The sequence below is a fragment of the Mycoplana azooxidifex genome (assembly GCF_014196765.1).
In the GTDB taxonomy this organism is placed as follows: domain Bacteria; phylum Pseudomonadota; class Alphaproteobacteria; order Rhizobiales; family Rhizobiaceae; genus Mycoplana; species Mycoplana azooxidifex.
In genome coordinates, this window is sequence record NZ_JACIEE010000003.1 from 309572 (window position 1) to 326130 (window position 16559).

The 16559-nt window shown below is 65.7% G+C and carries 17 protein-coding genes; 11 read left to right on the forward strand and 6 right to left on the reverse strand.

Translation table 11 applies throughout. The features are described 5' to 3' along the window. Positions 1 to 17 precede the first annotated feature (17 nt). The gene (gene rpsA / locus GGQ64_RS08005) at positions 18 to 1724 is read left to right on the forward strand and encodes a 30S ribosomal protein S1 (protein ID WP_183801811.1); all 1707 of its coding nucleotides are present in this window, start codon (positions 18 to 20) and stop codon (positions 1722 to 1724) included. A gap of 103 nt (positions 1725 to 1827) precedes the next feature. On the opposite strand, the gene GGQ64_RS08010 is transcribed toward rpsA, so the two are convergent. Beyond that, positions 1828 to 3537, reverse strand: coding sequence for a hypothetical protein (locus tag GGQ64_RS08010; protein WP_183801814.1), 1710 nt, complete (start codon positions 3535 to 3537; stop codon positions 1828 to 1830). A gap of 354 nt (positions 3538 to 3891) precedes the next feature. On the opposite strand from GGQ64_RS08010, the gene GGQ64_RS08015 reads away from it, so the two are divergent. Next, on the forward strand, positions 3892 to 4224 hold the full coding sequence (locus tag GGQ64_RS08015) for a DUF6665 family protein (protein WP_183801817.1): 333 nt from the start codon (positions 3892 to 3894) through the stop codon (positions 4222 to 4224). A 15-nt stretch (positions 4225 to 4239) separates the two neighbouring features. On the opposite strand, the gene GGQ64_RS08020 is transcribed toward GGQ64_RS08015, so the two are convergent. Together GGQ64_RS08020 and GGQ64_RS08025 are read right to left on the reverse strand one after the other, a co-directional pair. Beyond that, complete coding sequence (locus GGQ64_RS08020) at positions 4240 to 5487, reverse strand: hypothetical protein (protein ID WP_183801820.1); 1248 nt, start codon at positions 5485 to 5487, stop codon at positions 4240 to 4242. A gap of 107 nt (positions 5488 to 5594) precedes the next feature. Then, positions 5595 to 6221: a ribonuclease D gene (locus tag GGQ64_RS08025; RefSeq protein ID WP_183801823.1), complete on the reverse strand. Its 627-nt coding sequence runs from the start codon at positions 6219 to 6221 to the stop codon at positions 5595 to 5597. Positions 6222 to 6329: 108 nt separating this feature from the next. On the opposite strand from GGQ64_RS08025, the gene GGQ64_RS08030 reads away from it, so the two are divergent. Together GGQ64_RS08030 and GGQ64_RS08035 are read left to right on the forward strand one after the other, a co-directional pair. Beyond that, positions 6330 to 6659, forward strand: a complete 330-nt coding sequence (locus GGQ64_RS08030; protein WP_183801826.1) for a hypothetical protein — start codon at positions 6330 to 6332, stop codon at positions 6657 to 6659. Positions 6660 to 6729: 70 nt separating this feature from the next. Next, entirely contained in the window at positions 6730 to 7758 is a 1029-nt protein-coding gene (locus tag GGQ64_RS08035; RefSeq protein ID WP_183801829.1) for a hydroxyacid dehydrogenase, read from the forward strand. A 42-nt stretch (positions 7759 to 7800) separates the two neighbouring features. On the opposite strand, the gene GGQ64_RS08040 is transcribed toward GGQ64_RS08035, so the two are convergent. After that, entirely contained in the window at positions 7801 to 9027 is a 1227-nt protein-coding gene (locus tag GGQ64_RS08040) for an ROK family transcriptional regulator (RefSeq protein ID WP_183801832.1), read from the reverse strand. 269 nt (positions 9028 to 9296) lie between these two features. On the opposite strand from GGQ64_RS08040, the gene GGQ64_RS08045 reads away from it, so the two are divergent. The 6 genes from GGQ64_RS08045 (at position 9297) to pyrC (ending at position 14548) form a co-directional block, all read left to right on the forward strand. Further along, the gene (locus tag GGQ64_RS08045; protein ID WP_183801835.1) at positions 9297 to 10322 is read left to right on the forward strand and encodes a sugar ABC transporter substrate-binding protein; all 1026 of its coding nucleotides are present in this window, start codon (positions 9297 to 9299) and stop codon (positions 10320 to 10322) included. 189 nt (positions 10323 to 10511) lie between these two features. Further along, complete coding sequence (locus GGQ64_RS08050) at positions 10512 to 11594, forward strand: ABC transporter permease (RefSeq protein WP_183801838.1); 1083 nt, start codon at positions 10512 to 10514, stop codon at positions 11592 to 11594. Beyond that, the gene (locus tag GGQ64_RS08055) at positions 11594 to 12376 is read left to right on the forward strand and encodes an ATP-binding cassette domain-containing protein (protein WP_183801841.1); all 783 of its coding nucleotides are present in this window, start codon (positions 11594 to 11596) and stop codon (positions 12374 to 12376) included. The genes GGQ64_RS08050 and GGQ64_RS08055 overlap by 1 nt, the downstream gene beginning before the upstream one ends. Further along, complete coding sequence (locus GGQ64_RS08060) at positions 12373 to 12999, forward strand: nucleoside triphosphate hydrolase (RefSeq protein ID WP_183801844.1); 627 nt, start codon at positions 12373 to 12375, stop codon at positions 12997 to 12999. The genes GGQ64_RS08055 and GGQ64_RS08060 overlap by 4 nt, the downstream gene beginning before the upstream one ends. Before the next feature lie 78 nt (positions 13000 to 13077). After that, positions 13078 to 13425 (forward strand): DUF805 domain-containing protein, encoded by a 348-nt coding sequence (locus tag GGQ64_RS08065; protein WP_183801847.1) that lies wholly within the window; start codon positions 13078 to 13080, stop codon positions 13423 to 13425. An 85-nt stretch (positions 13426 to 13510) separates the two neighbouring features. Next, entirely contained in the window at positions 13511 to 14548 is a 1038-nt protein-coding gene (gene pyrC, locus GGQ64_RS08070; protein WP_183801850.1) for a dihydroorotase, read from the forward strand. A 31-nt stretch (positions 14549 to 14579) separates the two neighbouring features. Here pyrC and GGQ64_RS08075 read toward each other — a convergent pair whose 3' ends face one another. Beyond that, positions 14580 to 15344, reverse strand: a complete 765-nt coding sequence (locus tag GGQ64_RS08075; RefSeq protein ID WP_183801853.1) for a Crp/Fnr family transcriptional regulator — start codon at positions 15342 to 15344, stop codon at positions 14580 to 14582. Between the two features lie 244 nt (positions 15345 to 15588). On the opposite strand from GGQ64_RS08075, the gene GGQ64_RS08080 reads away from it, so the two are divergent. After that, entirely contained in the window at positions 15589 to 15972 is a 384-nt protein-coding gene (locus GGQ64_RS08080; RefSeq protein WP_183801856.1) for a response regulator, read from the forward strand. Here the strand turns inward: GGQ64_RS08080 and GGQ64_RS08085 are convergent. Further along, positions 15963 to 16412 carry a DoxX family protein gene (locus GGQ64_RS08085; RefSeq protein ID WP_183801859.1) on the reverse strand — a complete coding sequence of 150 codons (450 nt, stop codon included), beginning with the start codon at positions 16410 to 16412 and terminating at the stop codon, positions 15963 to 15965. The two genes, GGQ64_RS08080 and GGQ64_RS08085, sit on opposite strands and share 10 nt — an antisense overlap. Between the last annotated feature and the right edge of the window lie 147 nt (positions 16413 to 16559).

Sequence of the window (16559 nt, forward strand, 5' to 3'; positions counted from 1 at the left end):
GCACACCAGGAGTTTCCATGTCCACAGCCAATCCCACGCGCGACGATTTCGCAGCCCTGCTGCAGGAATCCTTCGCCACCCACGACCTGGCCGAAGGCTATGTCACCAAGGGCCTGATCACGGCCATCGAGAAGGACGTCGCGATCGTCGACGTCGGTCTCAAGGTCGAAGGGCGCATCGCCCTCAAGGAATTCGGCGCCAAGTCCAAGGACGGCACGCTGAAGGTCGGCGACGAAGTCGAAGTCTATGTCGAGCGCATCGAAAACGCTCTCGGCGAAGCCGTTCTTTCGCGCGAAAAGGCTCGCCGCGAAGAGAGCTGGGCCAAGCTCGAAGTCAAGTTCGAAGCCGGCGAGCGCGTCGAAGGCGTCATCTTCAACCAGGTCAAGGGTGGCTTCACCGTCGATCTCGACGGCGCCGTCGCCTTCCTGCCGCGTTCGCAGGTCGACATCCGTCCGATCCGCGACGTCACGCCGCTCATGCACAACCCGCAGCCCTTCGAAATCCTCAAGATGGACAAGCGCCGCGGCAACATCGTCGTTTCGCGCCGTACGGTCCTCGAAGAAAGCCGCGCCGAGCAGCGTTCTGAAATCGTCCAGAACCTCGAAGAAGGCCAGGTTGTCGACGGCGTCGTCAAGAACATCACCGATTACGGTGCGTTCGTCGACCTCGGCGGCATTGACGGCCTGCTGCACGTCACCGACATGGCCTGGCGCCGCGTCAACCATCCGTCGGAGATCCTGTCCATCGGCCAGCAGGTCAAGGTTCAGATCATCCGCATCAACCAGGAAACCCACCGTATCTCGCTCGGCATGAAGCAGCTCGAGAGCGATCCGTGGGATGGCATCGGCACGAAGTACCCGACCGGCAAGAAGATCTCCGGTACGGTTACGAACATCACCGACTACGGTGCGTTCGTCGAGCTGGAGCCGGGCATCGAAGGCCTGATCCACATCTCCGAAATGTCCTGGACCAAGAAGAACGTACACCCCGGCAAGATCCTGTCCACGAGCCAGGAAGTCGACGTTGTCGTTCTCGAAGTCGACCCGACCAAGCGTCGCATCTCGCTCGGCCTCAAGCAGACGCTTGAAAATCCGTGGGAAGCATTCGCGCACAGCCATCCGGCTGGCACCGAAGTCGAAGGCGAAGTCAAGAACAAGACCGAGTTCGGCCTGTTCATCGGCCTCGACGGCGACGTCGACGGCATGGTCCACCTCTCCGACCTCGACTGGAACCGTCCGGGCGAGCAGGTCATCGAGGAATTCAACAAGGGCGACGTCGTCAAGGCTGTCGTTCTCGATGTGGACGTCGACAAGGAGCGCATCTCGCTCGGCATCAAGCAGCTCGGCCGTGACGCGGTCGGCGAAGCTGCCGCTTCCGGCGACCTGCGCAAGAATGCAGTCGTTTCGTGCGAAGTCACCGCGATCAACGATGGCGGCCTCGAAGTGAAGCTCGTCAACCACGAGGACATCTCTTCGTTCATCCGCCGCGCCGACCTGTCGCGCGACCGCGACGAGCAGCGCCCCGAGCGCTTCTCGGTCGGCCAGGTCGTCGATGCCCGCGTGCTGAACTTCTCCAAGAAGGACCGCAAGATCCAGCTGTCGATCAAGGCTCTGGAAATTGCCGAAGAGAAGGAAGCCGTCGCACAGTTCGGTTCGTCCGACTCGGGCGCTTCGCTCGGCGACATCCTGGGCGCAGCCCTGAAGAACCGGCAGAACAACGAGTAATCGTTCTCTGGGACGCAAGACAGTGAAGCCCGCGGGGAGCGATCCCCGCGGGCTTTTTTCATGCAGGCTTTCGCAAAGGCGGCGCGGCCATCCGCACGGTCGGTCAGGTCCAGTATTCGCCGAGCTTCTGGTAGAAGGCGAAGCCGGGATCGGGCGGGGCAACGAGATCTTCGATCTTGCGCCGGCGCTTTGCCATGTCAGGCGTGTCGTCTTCCGACGGGTACCCCTCGGCCTCCCCCTCTGCATCGTCTTCGGCCTGCTCTCCGCCCGCCCCGTTCTCTCCGGCCGTGTCCGTCGTCTCCTCCTCGTCCTCGGGCGGTTCGCGGCGGCGTGGCTCCTGCGTTTCCAGGTCGTCCTGCGCAGGCAGGTAGGGCACGAAGGGGACGGCGAGACCGTCGCGGAACGGCGGCAACGCGGCCCGCTCGGGCAACGGGGGCGGCAGGGGCATTGCGGGCGGGCGAACGGGCGCATCGGCATCCTCGGCGGCAGCCGCCGGCCGTCCGGCCTGCGTTTTATCCTCGGCAACACCCTGGGGCTGGGCGACGGCAGGCCGGGCCGCATTCGCAGCCTCGGTCGTCGCTGGTCCTGGCGCTTCTCCGCCAGCGGCGAGAGTGCTCCGTTCAGGCATGGCGTTGGCGGCGCGCAGCCGGCCGGCCGAATCTTCGCTGCCCTCGGCCACATCCGGCATGGACGGCGCCAGCGCGATGCGTTCCGGCAACTCCGGCAGTTCTGGCAAGGGCGCCTGCAGCAGCAGGCGCAGGACCAGCGCCTCGTCGGCGGTCAGATCGGCGACGATACCGGCAATCATGCGCAACACGCCCTCGGGTTCGCGGCCGGCCGCAATTGTCGGCACGGCTGTCGAAATTGCCGAAGCGCGACCAGCCTCGGGGGCCGCCGTGCCCCTGTCTGCGATCGGCGACCGTCCCCGGTTCAGGGTGTCCGGGCCGGCGGCAGGCTCTTGTGTATCCGCAGCCAAGCGGCTTGCCTCGGTGTTCGCTGGCGTCGCCGGGGTACGCCCCACAAGGGGCGCCTCGGGCATGCGCTGCTGCGGCTGGCCGGAGGACCCGGTGCCGGCCTCTACGCTCTTTCCGGCCGACGCTGCGGCCACCTGTTGTTGCTGCTGCGGTAATGCGGGGGCGAAAGCAGATCGCTGTCCGATGCGGGCCGGGCGATCGGAAAGCGGCTCCGCGCCGCCCTCGAAAAGCCGGCGCAGCGCTGCTTGTAGCGAGCGGCTGTCGCCGCTCGTGTCCCGCTGTCGCTGGCGGTCATTTGCCGCGGCCGCGGCAAGCTGCGCTTCGCCGGGAATGAACCGGGGCTGCGACGCCGCCGGTCCGGCAGGTTTTCCTCCCGGCTCGTTAACGGCAGCAAGCAGCGCCTGTGCCAGGCGCTGGGCATCCGGCCCGGCGGGATTGCGGATGATCTCCATCAGGATCCGGGTCGGCGCCGTGGCGAGCACGGTCGCCAGCAGGCGCTCGGCCGCGGGGCGCATCTCGGCGGGAAGCCGCGCGATGAGAAGCGCCAGGCGCCGGGTCGCATCGCCGTCGCCCCCCTCCCGGGGTGGAAGCGCCTTCATCGCCTCCAGAAGGATCTCGAGCAGTTGGCGCGCCGCGTTGCCCTTGTCACCGCCCTGCTCGATCTGGCGCATCATCGCTTCCAGTAGCCGCAGGAGGACCGCGGCGCGCAGGTTGACCAGCGCTTCGGGAGACAGTTGCTGCCGGGCGGCGGCAGGCGCGGCCTCGGTTGCCGAGTCCGGCGGCGAAGGGATCGGGACTGTGACAGGCGTCGCAATGCGCGGCAGCATCACCATCTCCATGAGGCATCTTCGCAGTGCTGCCGTCCGGCAGGCACGATGCGGCTCTCCAACGATCCATTTTCAGGCTGGCGAGGCATCATGCGCGCCAAAGAGATTGACTGGCTACTGGCATTCCGCGTGGCGGGAGGCTTAGCCTCGGGTCCTGGCCCGCGGGGCCGATACGTTTGCCGGATCGAGGTCCGGTCTTCGCTGACGGCCAGAATGCCATGCACTCGCGTCGAGTTACGCATCAATGAACAAGAAATGACAGGATATGGTTAACGATCCGTTAGCGGTGCTGCACTGCAAGGACTTGCCGGCAGCCGGACAATCGCCGATGATCGCGGTACCCCACGATCGAAAGGTTGATGGATCATGTCCGTACGTCCGCCCCTGTTCTTCGACCGGCAGCACGCCACCGGTTTCAACGTGCTCGAATACGAGCTGCTTTCGGAACGCGCCGATGCGCTCGGCCGCCACGGGCTGAAGGTGGAGAAGGCGCTGCAGCAGCTTCGGGCGAAGACGGCCGCGGGGTGCGGCGAGGACCGGCGCCAGGCCCTGCTGGATGCGGCCGCCGATGCGGTCTGGGCTTTCTTCATCCAGCGCGAGATCTGCGGCCTGCGCGACCAGCGCGACATCATTCGCCGCTATGACATACCCAAGGAGGTTCTGGCGCGGGTCGGGATCGTGCGAAAGCCTGAAGCCTGACGCCGGCAACGCCGGTCAGGCAGCCTCGCGCCGTAGCAGTTCGTAGATTCCGATCTCGTCGACGGGAAGGACGAGAATGGGGTCGAGCGCGCCGATGCGCTCCTGGCGATCGATGTTTTCCAACTGGCCCGCCGCCAATTCACCGCCCGCTTCGGACAGGGCCTCGGCTGTCTGGCCGGCTGCGTCCGGTTCAATGCCGGCCTTCTCGTCGCCCGACAACTCGTCCGCCGCCTCGTCGCTTGTCGCCGGTACGGCGGCGAGAATCTGGATCAGCTTGAGGCTGCCATCGGCAGCGGTCGTCGCCTGCTCGCCCGGAACCGCCTCATCTGTCTCGTCGAGATGCTCCTTCACGGCGTCCTGCAGGTCCTGCACGTCCTCGAGCTTCTCCGAGGCCTTCAGGGCCTGGATCTTCTGCTCGCGCTCCGCCCTCGTTTCCTCATCCTCGATCCGGCCCGGCTCGGACTTCGTCCGGTCCTGCTGGAGCTCTTCGATGGTCTTCGGATCGGCAACGTCCTCGAGCCGCTGGATGACCTTGCGTATCTCGCGCGTCATCGTCCGCTCGCCCTCGGCCTTTTCGGCAAGCGCGTTCTTCACCTTCAGCCCGGTGTCGCTCCAGGGGTTGGCGATCGCGGCGATCATGTCTTGTGCGCTCAGGCCAAGCTCGGCAAGGCCGGTGGCCTCCTCCAGAGCCGAGACGCTCTTTGGCAAGGCCGAGCGCGTCTCCGTCAGCGCCGCGGACAGCCGTGCCTCGAAATCCTCCTCCTCGCCCGTCAGCCCTGCGCCTTCGGCGACGCGGGCGGCAAGTGCCGCCTTTGGGTCGGTCGACCCGTTCGCACCGTTTTGCAGGACGGCGATGACGTCGTTCGCGGTGACGTCGAGGGATTCGAGGGTGATCTTCACCGGCTTGCCGAGCGAATCGACCTTGGCGAAGTCGAGCATGGTCACGGCGTCGCTCAGCCTGCGGGCAAAGTCGCGGCTCGATTCGTCGGTGCGCTGGGAGAGGCCGAGCGCATCGGAGAAACGGGCGACAAGGGTGGCAAACGGATCGGGATCGAGCTTCAGGGCGCCGAAGAAATAGGCGTTGATCTTCTCGTTCGCAGCCACCGTCGACGGATCCTGGGTGGCCCCGACGACCTTGTCCTCCCGTTCGCGGCCTTTCGCCTTGTCATCGGCTTCCTGGCGGCGCGTCTCGATGTCGTCGAGCATCGAGCGAAGCTGGGTCGTCGCGAACTGGCCTGTCGACTGCTGGAGGGGCGGGAGCATGACGCTGTCCTGGCTGCAAGATCGATCGAAATTGCAGCCGAGGATAGAGAGGCCGGGTTAAGCAGAGGTAACCATGCGCCTGTTGCTTCTCGGGGCGAGGCCGCCGATCAGCTGTGGGCGAAGATGTCCGTCTCCTCCCAGCCGAGCAGGTCGAGCTTGGCGCGGGTCGGCAGGAAGGCGAAGCAGGCCTCGGCATGCGGCAGACGGCCGTCGCGGACGAGACGCGCCATCAGCTTGTCGCGCAGCCCATGCAGGTGCAGCACGTCGGACGCCGCATATTCGAGCTGCGCCGGAGAGAGCGTCTCGGCCGCCCAGTCGGACGACTGCTGCTGCTTGGAGATGTCGACTTCCAGGAGTTCCTTCAGATTGTCCTTCAGGCCGTGGCGGTCGGTGTAGGTCCGCGTCAGCCGCGAGGCGATCTTGGTGCAGAAGACGGGAGTGCAGGTGACGCCGAAGGTGTGGAACAGGACGGCGATGTCGAACCGGCCGTAATGGAAGATCTTCTGGCGGGAGGGATCGCTCAGCATGGCCACAAGATTGGGCGCACGCGTCTGCCCGGCGGCGATCTTGATGACATCGGCCGTGCCGTCACCCGGCGAGAGCTGGACGACGCACAGGCGGTCGCGGCGCGGAATAAGCCCCAGCGTCTCGGTGTCGATTGCGATTGCGCCGTTGTAGCGCGCGGCATCCGCGGCTGAAATGTCGCCCTCGTGATATCGTATTGCATTGGCCATAGGGCACCCCACATGAATGTGCATCGAACGTGAACGCGCTATACCGCATGTTTGCGCGACGGGGTACTGCGGATTGGCGTTTAGTGCGGCTCAATCGAACGGAATGACATGAAAACCCAGCGGACATCCAGCGCTGTAGGCCTGATTCTGGCGCTGCTCCTGACGATGCAGCCATCGCTGGCCACTGCCCAGCAGGCGGGCGTCTTCAGCGACCGGGCCTATCCGTTCACCGACCTGCCCGGCGTGACGACGCAAAAGGAAGCCGAGGCTGCCGACGAGGTGGTGTGCACGCAGACCTTCGATACGGCCAACAACAGGTCGCGGCGCTTCGGCGAGGCCAGCCGCCCGGGCTATACCTGCACGCAGAACGGCAGGACCTATTCCAGCGAGCGGCCGCCGCTGTCGCGCGAGCGCGACCTGCGCGGCCTCGGCTGGTAAGGCTACGAATTCATGGTATCAATCGCCGAGACCGGCCCGTCGTGCGGGAACCGGCAGACGGGAGGATACCATGACCGACACGAGGCCAGTTGCCATCAGCGCGCCCGAGCCGCGCACGCTCGAGCTGATCTTCACGCCGGAGGCACTGAAGCGACTGAAGGAGACCTACCGCATCGTCGAGGCGGATCCCGAAGACATCGCCGGGCTCGGCGATGACGTTCTCTCGCAAGCGCGCTACATCATCGGCCAGCCGCCGCTGACCGCCGAGACGCTGGACCGGATGGCGAACCTGCGCTGCATCCTCAACGTCGAGAGCAACCTGATCAACAACATGCCCTACGACATCCTGTTTGCCCGCGGCATCCACGTGGTGACCACCGGACAGGTCTTCGCCGAGCCGGTGGCCGAGCTCGGGCTCGCCATGGCGCTCAACCTCGCGCGCGGCATCGTCGATGCCGACATCGATTTTCGCGAGGGGCGCGAGCGCTGGGGCGGCGACGGCAATGCGGAGGCCCGGCTGCTGTCCGGGTCGGATGTCGGCATCGTCGGTTTCGGCGACCTCGGCAAGGCGCTCGCCCGGGTGCTGTCGGGCTTTCGCGCCCGCGTCCGCGTCTTCGATCCCTGGCTGCCACCGTCGATGCTGAAAGAGGCCGGCGTCGAGCCCTCCTCGCTCGATACCATGCTCGGCGAAAGCGACTTCGTCTTCGTGGTTGCCGCCGTCACCAGCGAGAACAGGGGGTTCCTCGGCAGCGAAGCCTTCGGGCGGATGCGCAAGGGGGCAGCCTTCATCCTGCTCAGCCGCGCCGATGTCGTCGATTTCGACGCCCTGATGGCGGCGGTCGAGCGCGGCCATATCGTGGCGGCAAGCGACGTCTTTCCCGACGAGCCGCTCGCTGCGGAGCACCCGGTCCGCCGCCTGAAGGGCTTCATCCGCTCGGCACACCGGGCCGGCGCCCTCGACAGCGCCTTCAGGAAGATGGGCGACATGGTGCTGGAGGACATGGCCCTGATGGACCGCGGGCTGCCGCCGATGCGCTGCAAGCGGGCCGAACGGGAAACCGTGTCGCGCATGCGCTCCAGGCCGGTCAGCGTGAACTGATCCCCTTCGCCCGGAGAAAGGGCGGCGGCTATGGCGCCGCCTTCAGGCGGGGGCCTTGAACAGGACGTTCTGGTCGAGCAGGTAGCGGGCGAAGAGCGGCAGGCTGGCGGCGCCGATGGTGCGCGCCTGGCTCCCCGCCTCCCCTTCCAGGATCTCGGGCATGATCACGCCCTGCAGGTCGTGCTGGCCGAGTGCTGCGCGGGTCGCCGTGACGATGCGCTCGCGCACCCAGTCGGGGAAGCCGCCATCGACGACGGCGGCGGAGAAATCGATCACCGCGGCGGCCGCGATGACCGCCTGAGCCAGGGCCGCGGCGGTGTCCTGGATCCAGGTCTCGAGCGGAGCACCGAAGTCGATCCAGTCGTCCGGCGAATACCAGAGCGGCTTCGGATCGATGCCACTGGCGCGCAACTGGTTCTCGAGGACGAAGACGGAGGCGATCTTCAGGAGCGGTACGGTCCTGCCGTCGCGGCCCTGGACCGGAAGCGGTCCGATCGCCCCCGCCGTGCCGGTGCGGCCGGAAAACAGCGCCGCGTTGAGCACGACACCGCCGCCGATGAAGGAGCCGATGAAGAAATAGATGAAATCCGGATAGCGCTGGCCGAGGCCGAACACGAGTTCGGCGGCGCAGGCGCTGGTCGCGTCGTTCTGCAGGAAGACCGGATGGGACGCCCGTGCAGCGACCTCCCGCTGCAGGTCGATGCCGCGCCAGGCATCCATGTCCCTCTGCGGCGCACCGACCTCCGCGGCCCAGTTCCACAGTTCGAACGGCGCGGCGATGCCGATGCCGGCGATGCGGGCACGCTGCTCCGGCTCCAGTCTTGCCTCGAGCTCGGCGATGCCGTCCGTGATGAAGGCGAGCACTTCGTCCGGCATGGGATAGGCGTAGATGCGGCGGACCTGCAGCCGCACCCTGCCGACGAAATCCATGACCGCGAGCTCGGCGCTGCGGCGGCCGATCTTGACCCCGAAGGAATAGACCGCATCGGGATTGAGCCGCATCGGCGTGGAGGGCTGGCCGACCCTGCCGCGGGTGGGCTCGCCGCGGATCAGCAGCCCGTCGGCCTCCAGCGCGCGCATGATGACGGTGACGGTCTGGGCGGAAAGGCCGCTGCGCCGGGCGATCTCGGCCTTCGAAAGCTCGCCGTGGCGGCGGACCAGCGACATGACGAGCCGCTCGTTATAGGCCCGCACGCGCACCTGGTTCGACCCTCCGGACGGATCGAGGATCGTCGCCGGCGATGCTGCCGGCACGCTTTCCTCAGGCATGCCATTTCCTCCCGAACCGGGCTTCTTCAGTTGTCCGCCGCATCGTTCCAGCCGCCGCAAAAGGGGGTCGTTCTGGTCGCTTCGGCCTACGCCCTGGTTTGCCGCAGCATGCCACATCGAATTAATAATTCAATTGGATTTATTTATTGACAGATCCTTTCATCAATGGTTCCCTGACGATGGAAGCGTGATCGACGGCCGCAGAGGAGCGGCACGGATCGGCATCCGGATGGCGTCGCGCCATCCCGTTTTGTCCTTGGGAGGATTACATGAAGACCACGATTGTGAGCGCCGCTCTCGGCGCACTTGCGCTTGGCGTCGCCTTTTCCACGCCGGCCGCGGCGGCAGATGTCACCGCCTGCCTGATCACCAAGACCGACACCAACCCCTTCTTCGTCAAGATGAAGGAAGGCGCCACCGCCAAGGCCCAGGAACTGGGCGTGACGCTGAAGGCCTATGCCGGCAAGATCGACGGCGACCATGACAGCCAGGTGGCTGCGGTCGAATCCTGCATCGCCGACGGCGCGAAAGGCATCCTGATCGCCGCCTCCGACACCAAGGCGATCGTCGACCAGGTCAAGAAGGCCCAGGCTGCCGGCGTGCTCGTCATCGCGCTCGACACGCCGCTCGACCCCGCCACGGCCGCCGACGCGACGTTTGCCACCGACAACCTGCTCGCCGGCAAGCTGATCGGCCAGTGGGCGGCCGCGACCATGGGCGACAAGGCAAAGGACGCCAAGGTCGGCTTCCTCGACCTCACCCCGTCGCAGCCGACGGTCGACGTGCTGCGCGACCAGGGCTTCATGATCGGCTTCGGCATCGACCCGAAGGATCCGAACAAGATCGGCGACGAGGACGACCCGCGCATCGTCGGCCACGACGTGACCAACGGCAACGAGGAAGGCGGCCGCACCGCCATGGAGAACCTCCTGCAGAAGGACCCGGACATCAACGTCATCCACACCATCAACGAGCCGGCCGCCGTCGGCGCCTACCAGGCGCTCAAGGCCGTGGGCAAGGAGAGCGACGTGCTGATCGTCTCGGTCGATGGCGGTTGCCCCGGCGTGAAGTCGGTCGCCGAAGGCGTGATCGGCGCGACCTCGCAGCAATATCCGCTGATGATGGCGGCACTCGGCGTCGAGGCGATCAAGAAATTCGCCGACACCGGCGAGAAGCCGAAGCCGACGGAAGGCAAGGACTTCTTCGACACCGGCGTGGCGCTCGTCACCGACAAGCCGGCCGCAGGCGTCGAATCGATCGACACCAAGGTCGGCACGGACAAGTGCTGGGGCTGAACGGCTCTCGCTTTCAAGATCAGGCGAAGGGCGGCCAGGCCGCCCTTCCCGCCAACTTGAGCGCGTCTTTGACAAGACCGCGAAAACCGCGCAGCTTTCCCTCCAGCACCGGGCTTCGCCAGGCTTAGGGCGACGCGCGCGGAACAGATCACGACCCCTCGGGAGCGGGGGTTTTCGGGAGGAATGTCCATGGGCGAGCCCACAGCCGCACAATCGGCGCAGGAATTCGAGAAGGTCCTGGCCCAGAGCTCGACGCAGGTCGCGTCGTTCGATACCCACGACAAGACGGCCGTGCAGAAGATCCAGCACTTCCTGCACTCGACGCCGGCAGCCATCCCCTTCATCGTGCTGATCGCCGCCATTGTCATCTTCGGGCTTGCCATCGGCAGCCGCTTCTTCTCGTCCTACACGCTGACGCTGATCCTGCAGCAGATCGCCATCGTCGGCATTCTCGGTGCTGCGCAGACGCTCGTCATCCTGACCGCCGGCATCGACCTTTCGATCGGCGTCATCATGGTGTTCTCGGCGGTGATCATGGGCAACTTCGCCGTTACCTACGGCCTGCCCGCCCCGATCGCGATCCTCGCCGGTTTCGGCGTCGGCGGCGCCTGCGGCTTCATCAACGGCTTCCTCGTATCGCGCCTCAAGCTGCCGCCCTTCATCGTCACGCTCGGGACATGGTACGTGATCATGTCGACGAACTTCATCTTTTCGGCGAATGCGACGATCCGCGAGGCGGACGTGACCGCGGTGACGTCGATGCTGCACGTGTTCGGCATCAGCTTCAAGGTCGGCTCGGCGGTGTTCACGCTCGGTGTCGTCATGATGGTGCTGCTCGTACTCGGGCTGTTGTACGCGCTGAACCATACGGCCTGGGGCCGGCATCTCTATGCCGTCGGCGACGATCCGGAAGCGGCCAAGCTGTCCGGCATCCGGGTCGACCGCGTGCTGCTCGGCGCCTATACGCTGGCCGGCCTGATCGCCTCGCTCGCCGCCTGGGTCTCGATCGGCCGCAACGGCTCGATCTCGCCGTCCGCCGCCGTCACCGACTATAACCTGCAGGCCATCACCGCGGCGGTGATCGGCGGGATCTCGCTGTTCGGCGGTCGCGGCTCGATCCTCGGCACGCTGATCGGCGCCATGATCGTCGGCGTCGTATCGATGGGGCTGAACATGCTCGGCGCCGACCCGCAATGGAAGGTCTTCCTCACCGGCGTCCTCATCATCACGGCCGTGGCCGTCGACCAGTGGATCAGAAAGGTAGCAGGCTGATGGCAAGCGAACCCATTCTTACCGCCCGCGGCCTCGTCAAGCGCTACGGCCGCGTGACGGCGCTCGACAATGCCGACTTCGACCTCTACCCCGGCGAGATCCTCGCCGTGATCGGCGACAACGGCGCGGGCAAATCGACGCTGATCAAGGCGATCTCCGGCGCCGTCGCCCCGGACGAGGGCGAGATCCGCCTCGAGGGCGAAACAGTGAATTTCCGCTCGCCGATCGAGGCCCGCCGTGCCGGCATCGAGACGGTCTACCAGAACCTGGCGCTGTCGCCGGCGCTGTCGATCGCCGACAACATGTTCCTCGGCCGCGAGATCCGCAAACCCGGCGTGCTCGGCAGCGTGTTCCGCAAGCTCGACCGCTCGGCGATGGAGAAGTTCGCGCGCAACAAGCTTTCCGAACTCGGCCTGATGACCATCCAGAACATCAACCAGGCCGTCGAAACCCTCTCCGGCGGCCAGCGCCAGGGCGTGGCGGTGGCGCGGGCAGCTGCCTTCGGTTCCAAGGTGATCATCCTCGACGAGCCGACCGCGGCCCTCGGGGTCAAGGAAAGCCGCAAGGTGCTGGAACTGATCCTCGACGTGCGCTCGCGCGGCTTGCCGATCGTGCTGATCTCGCACAACATGCCGCACGTCTTCGAGGTGTCGGACCGCATCCACGTCCACCGCCTCGGACGCCGCCTGTGCGTGATCAATCCGAAGGAACACACCATGTCCGACGCCGTCGCCTTCATGACCGGCGCCAAGGAACCGCCGCGGGAAGCGCTGGCGGCATGAGCGAGACGATTTCGGAAATCGCGGGCGGGATCGTCCGCCGGGCGGGCGAAACAAAGCGCTTCCTGGTTGCCATCGCCGGCCCGCCGGGCGCCGGCAAGTCGACCATGGCCGACAATCTCGCAGCCGCGCTCAGGGCGCGGGGCGAGAGCGCGGAAGTGCTGCCCATGGACGGCTTCCACATGGACAACGCCATCCTGATCGAACGGGGGCTCTTGGCCCGCAAGGGCATCCCCGAGACCTTCGACGTGCGCGGTTTCATCGATATCGTCCGCGCCGTCCGCCCCGCCGACCAGGAGGTGCTGGTGCCGGTGTTTGACCGGTCGCGGGAAATCGCGATCGCCTCGGCGCGGGTGGTCTCGCCGGAACACCGCTTCATCATCGTCGAGGGCAACTACCTGCTGTTCAGCCAGGGCAAGTGGGCGGAACTGGAGGGCATGTTCGACTATTCGATCATGCTGGCGCCGCCGATAGAGGTTTTGGAGGAACGGCTCTGGGAGCGCTGGCGCGGCTATCGGCTGAGCGAGGAGGCCGCCCATGCCAAGGTCTACGAGAACGACCTGCCGAACGGACGGCTGATCCTGGAGAACCGGCGCCCCGCCGACATCACGCTTGCAATCGCCTGACACATGCCAGCCCTCGTTGCATTCCCGGCCGAATCGGCGCAGGCTCGCTGCGCCTTGAGGGTTTGACAGGGGAAGCGCATGAATTTCACGCAAGCCGTATCGACCGTCTTCTCCAAATACGCCGTCTTCACCGGGCGCGCCCGTCGGTCCGAGTTCTGGTGGTTCGTGCTCTTCAACGCCATCGCGTCGCTAATCACCGGGACGATCGACCAAGCGCTTTTCGGCTACGAAGTTCTCAGCGTCGTTTATGGGCTCGCGGTGCTGATTCCGGGAATCGCCGTCGCCGTGCGGCGGCTGCACGACACCGACCGTTCCGGCTGGTGGCTACTGATCGGCCTGATCCCCGTGATCGGCTGGATCGTGCTGGTCTACTGGTACGCCAGCGAAGGCACGCCGGGAACGAACCAGTTCGGGCCGCCGGCCTGACGCAGGCGCAAAGCGTTTGCCACGAACGGCGCAAGGGTATAATTCCCGCGACACAGATTTCCCCTGATCCGCGGAGCTCCAGCGCATGCAAACGATCACCCTTCGCCGTCCCGACGACTGGCATCTGCACCTGCGCGACGGCGCGATGCTTCAGGGCGTGATCGGTGATACGAGCCGGCACTTCGCACGCGCCATCATCATGCCCAACCTCGTGCCGCCGGTGGTGACGACCGCGGATGCGAATGCCTATCGCGAACGGATCATGGCGGCGCTGCCCGCCAGCGACCGCTTCCAGCCGCTGATGACGCTGTACCTGACCGAACAGACGAGCCCCGACGATGTCGAGGCCGGCAAGGCAAGCGGCCTCATCACCGCGGTGAAGCTTTACCCCGCCGGCGCGACCACCAACTCGCACGGCGGCGTGCGCGACCTCGAAAAGGCGATGCCGGTGCTGGAGCGCATGGCAAAGATCGGCCTACCGCTCTGCGTCCATGGCGAGGTGACGACCCCCGAGGTCGACATCTTTGATCGCGAGGCCGTCTTCATCGAGACGGTGCTCGACCCGCTACGCGAGCGCCTGCCGGAACTGAAGGTGACGATGGAGCACGTCACGACCAAGGACGGGATCGACTACATCAAGGCATCGAAGGCCAACCTCGCCGGTTCGATCACCACCCATCACCTGATCATCAACCGCAACGCCATCCTGGTCGGCGGCATCCGCCCGCACTACTACTGCCTGCCGGTCGCCAAGCGCGAGCACCACCGGCTGGCGCTCCGCGCCGCCGCCGTTTCCGGCGATCGCCGCTTCTTCCTCGGCACAGATTCCGCCCCACATGTGGACCCCTTGAAGGAATGCGCCTGCGGCTGCGCCGGGGTCTACACCTCGATCAACACCATGAGCTGCCTCGCCCACGTCTTCGAAGACGAGAATGCGCTGGACAGGCTCGAGGCCTTCGCCTCGCTGAACGGTCCGGCCTGGTACGGGCTTCCCGTCAACGAGGAGACGATCACGCTGGTGCGCCGCGAGGAACCGGTGCGCTTTCCGGCGAAGATCGAGACCGGGGCAGGTCCGGTCACAGTGTTCGACCCGATGTTCGCCCTGCACTGGGACGTGGCCTGACCGCCGGCTTCAACGCGAGCGCGCGCGGATCTTACACAAAGGGACGCCCGGCCTCTTTCAGCCCCTCCCAGCCTGACACCTTCAAGAGCCCGTCGGCCTCCAGAACCTCATAGCCGCCGTCCTGCCAGCGAACGAGATTGCGGTCCGCAAGTTTTCGGATGGTCTTGTTGGTGTGAACCAGCGACAGGCCCAGCGTGTCGGCCAGATGCTGCTGGGTGAGCGGGATCGCCTTGCGCCCGGCGTTGACGAGGCCAACGGCGCGCGCACGCTGGTGAATGTAGGAGAGAAGATAGGCCGTGCGCTCGACCGCCGAACGGCGGCCGATGCTGAGCAGGTGCTCGTCGAGGACGCGCTCTTCATGCGCCGCGATCCAGGTAAGGTCGTAGGCCAGCGAGGCATGGCGCGTAAACAAGCGATCGAGCTTCGAGCGCTCGAAGACGCAGAGAGTGATCGGCGTCAATGCCTCCACCGAATGGTCCAGCTCACCCATGAGGACGCCCTGAAGCCCGACGAGATCGCCCGGAAACGCATAGTTCATGATCTGCCGGCGGCCGTCGGAAAGGAGCTTGTAGCGAAAGCCGAGGCCGGACAGAACCGTGTAGATATGCGGGCTGTGCGTGCCCTCCACCAGAACGGTCGCGCCCCGCTCGACGGAAAGCTCTCCGACCTTGAACTGCGAGACAAATTCCAGCTCTCGGGCGGAGAAATCGCGGAAGGCCTTCATGCCGCGAAGCGGACATTTGTCACAAGGCGTGTGCCGCTTGCCCGACGCGGGGCCCGCCTTCGATCCCGTCATCGGTGTAGCCTTGCGGTCTCCCGCCGCGACACTGTCACCTGAACCATCCCGCGCCCTCTTTGCTGCCGACCCCTCGAGCGATCAACGCGTGAACGATGCAGCGGTTCCGGAAAGCGGGCTGGCTATGTCTTTTTTAAATGACGGGTTTGCCGGGGCAGATGAAGACTTGCGCTTCGGAACAGCATTTCAGCGATCTCCTGCGCAGCCCTGTTCCCACCCTGCATGCCTTTGAAAGCGCCACTGAATGAGCAAGGCCCATCCGCACATCGCGATCGTCGAACAGGAATTCCTGATCGCCGTCGACGCACAATACCTGATCGGCGAAGCTCTGGAGTGCCGCGTAACCATCATCCGCCCGGACGAGCTGGAGCGCTGGGCGACAACCGATCTGCCTGCATTCGACTTTTGCCTGCTCGATCTGCCGATCGAGGCCACGCCCGCGCTTGCCGTGGCCTCGCGACTGCAGACGCTCGGCATACCCTTCGCATTCACCTCGGTATCCGAACTCAACCGGCACGGCGTCACGGCATTTGACGATGTGCCCGTGATCGCGAAGCCGTATGGCGACGGCGTCCTGCTCTCGGTCGTTGGGCGCATGCTGCCCGACGCCCGCCTGCGTCAGAACTGACGGCCGATGCGGGCGTCCACGGACTGGCTGTTGGAGCCGCGAACCGCAAAATAGAGCATGATGGCCGTCCACAGGATGGACTTCTCGGCACCGCCGAGGCCTTCCATCTTCACGATACCGTGGAAGTAGATCGTCACCGCCAAAACGATCGCCGAGGCCAGCGCGGCAGGCCGCGTGAAGAGACCGATCGCAACCAGGATACCGCCGAAGAATTCCGTCGCAGCCAGCAGCGGCGACCAGAAGACGCCGGGGTAGAAGCCCAGCCCCTCGACCATTCCGACCGCACCGAAGGGGTTCATGATCTTGCCGTAGCCGTGGGTGACGAGAAGCCCGCCCGCGACGACGCGCAGCAAGGTTTCCGCGCTTTCGTTCAGCGTGGCGTACAGCGGCCGCAGGAACGGCAGGATGAGGCCGGGGCGATGAGTGGTGGTGTCGGTCATGCGGTCAGCTCCAAGGATGTTGCACTGCATCCATGTCTCGGTCATCTTGACCTGCGCAAGCGGGCCCGACGCAAAAGCTGATAAACTCGATTGACATTTCCGTGAACTGGCGAGCGTCGCCCACGTGTAAGCCAATCGTCGGCCCGC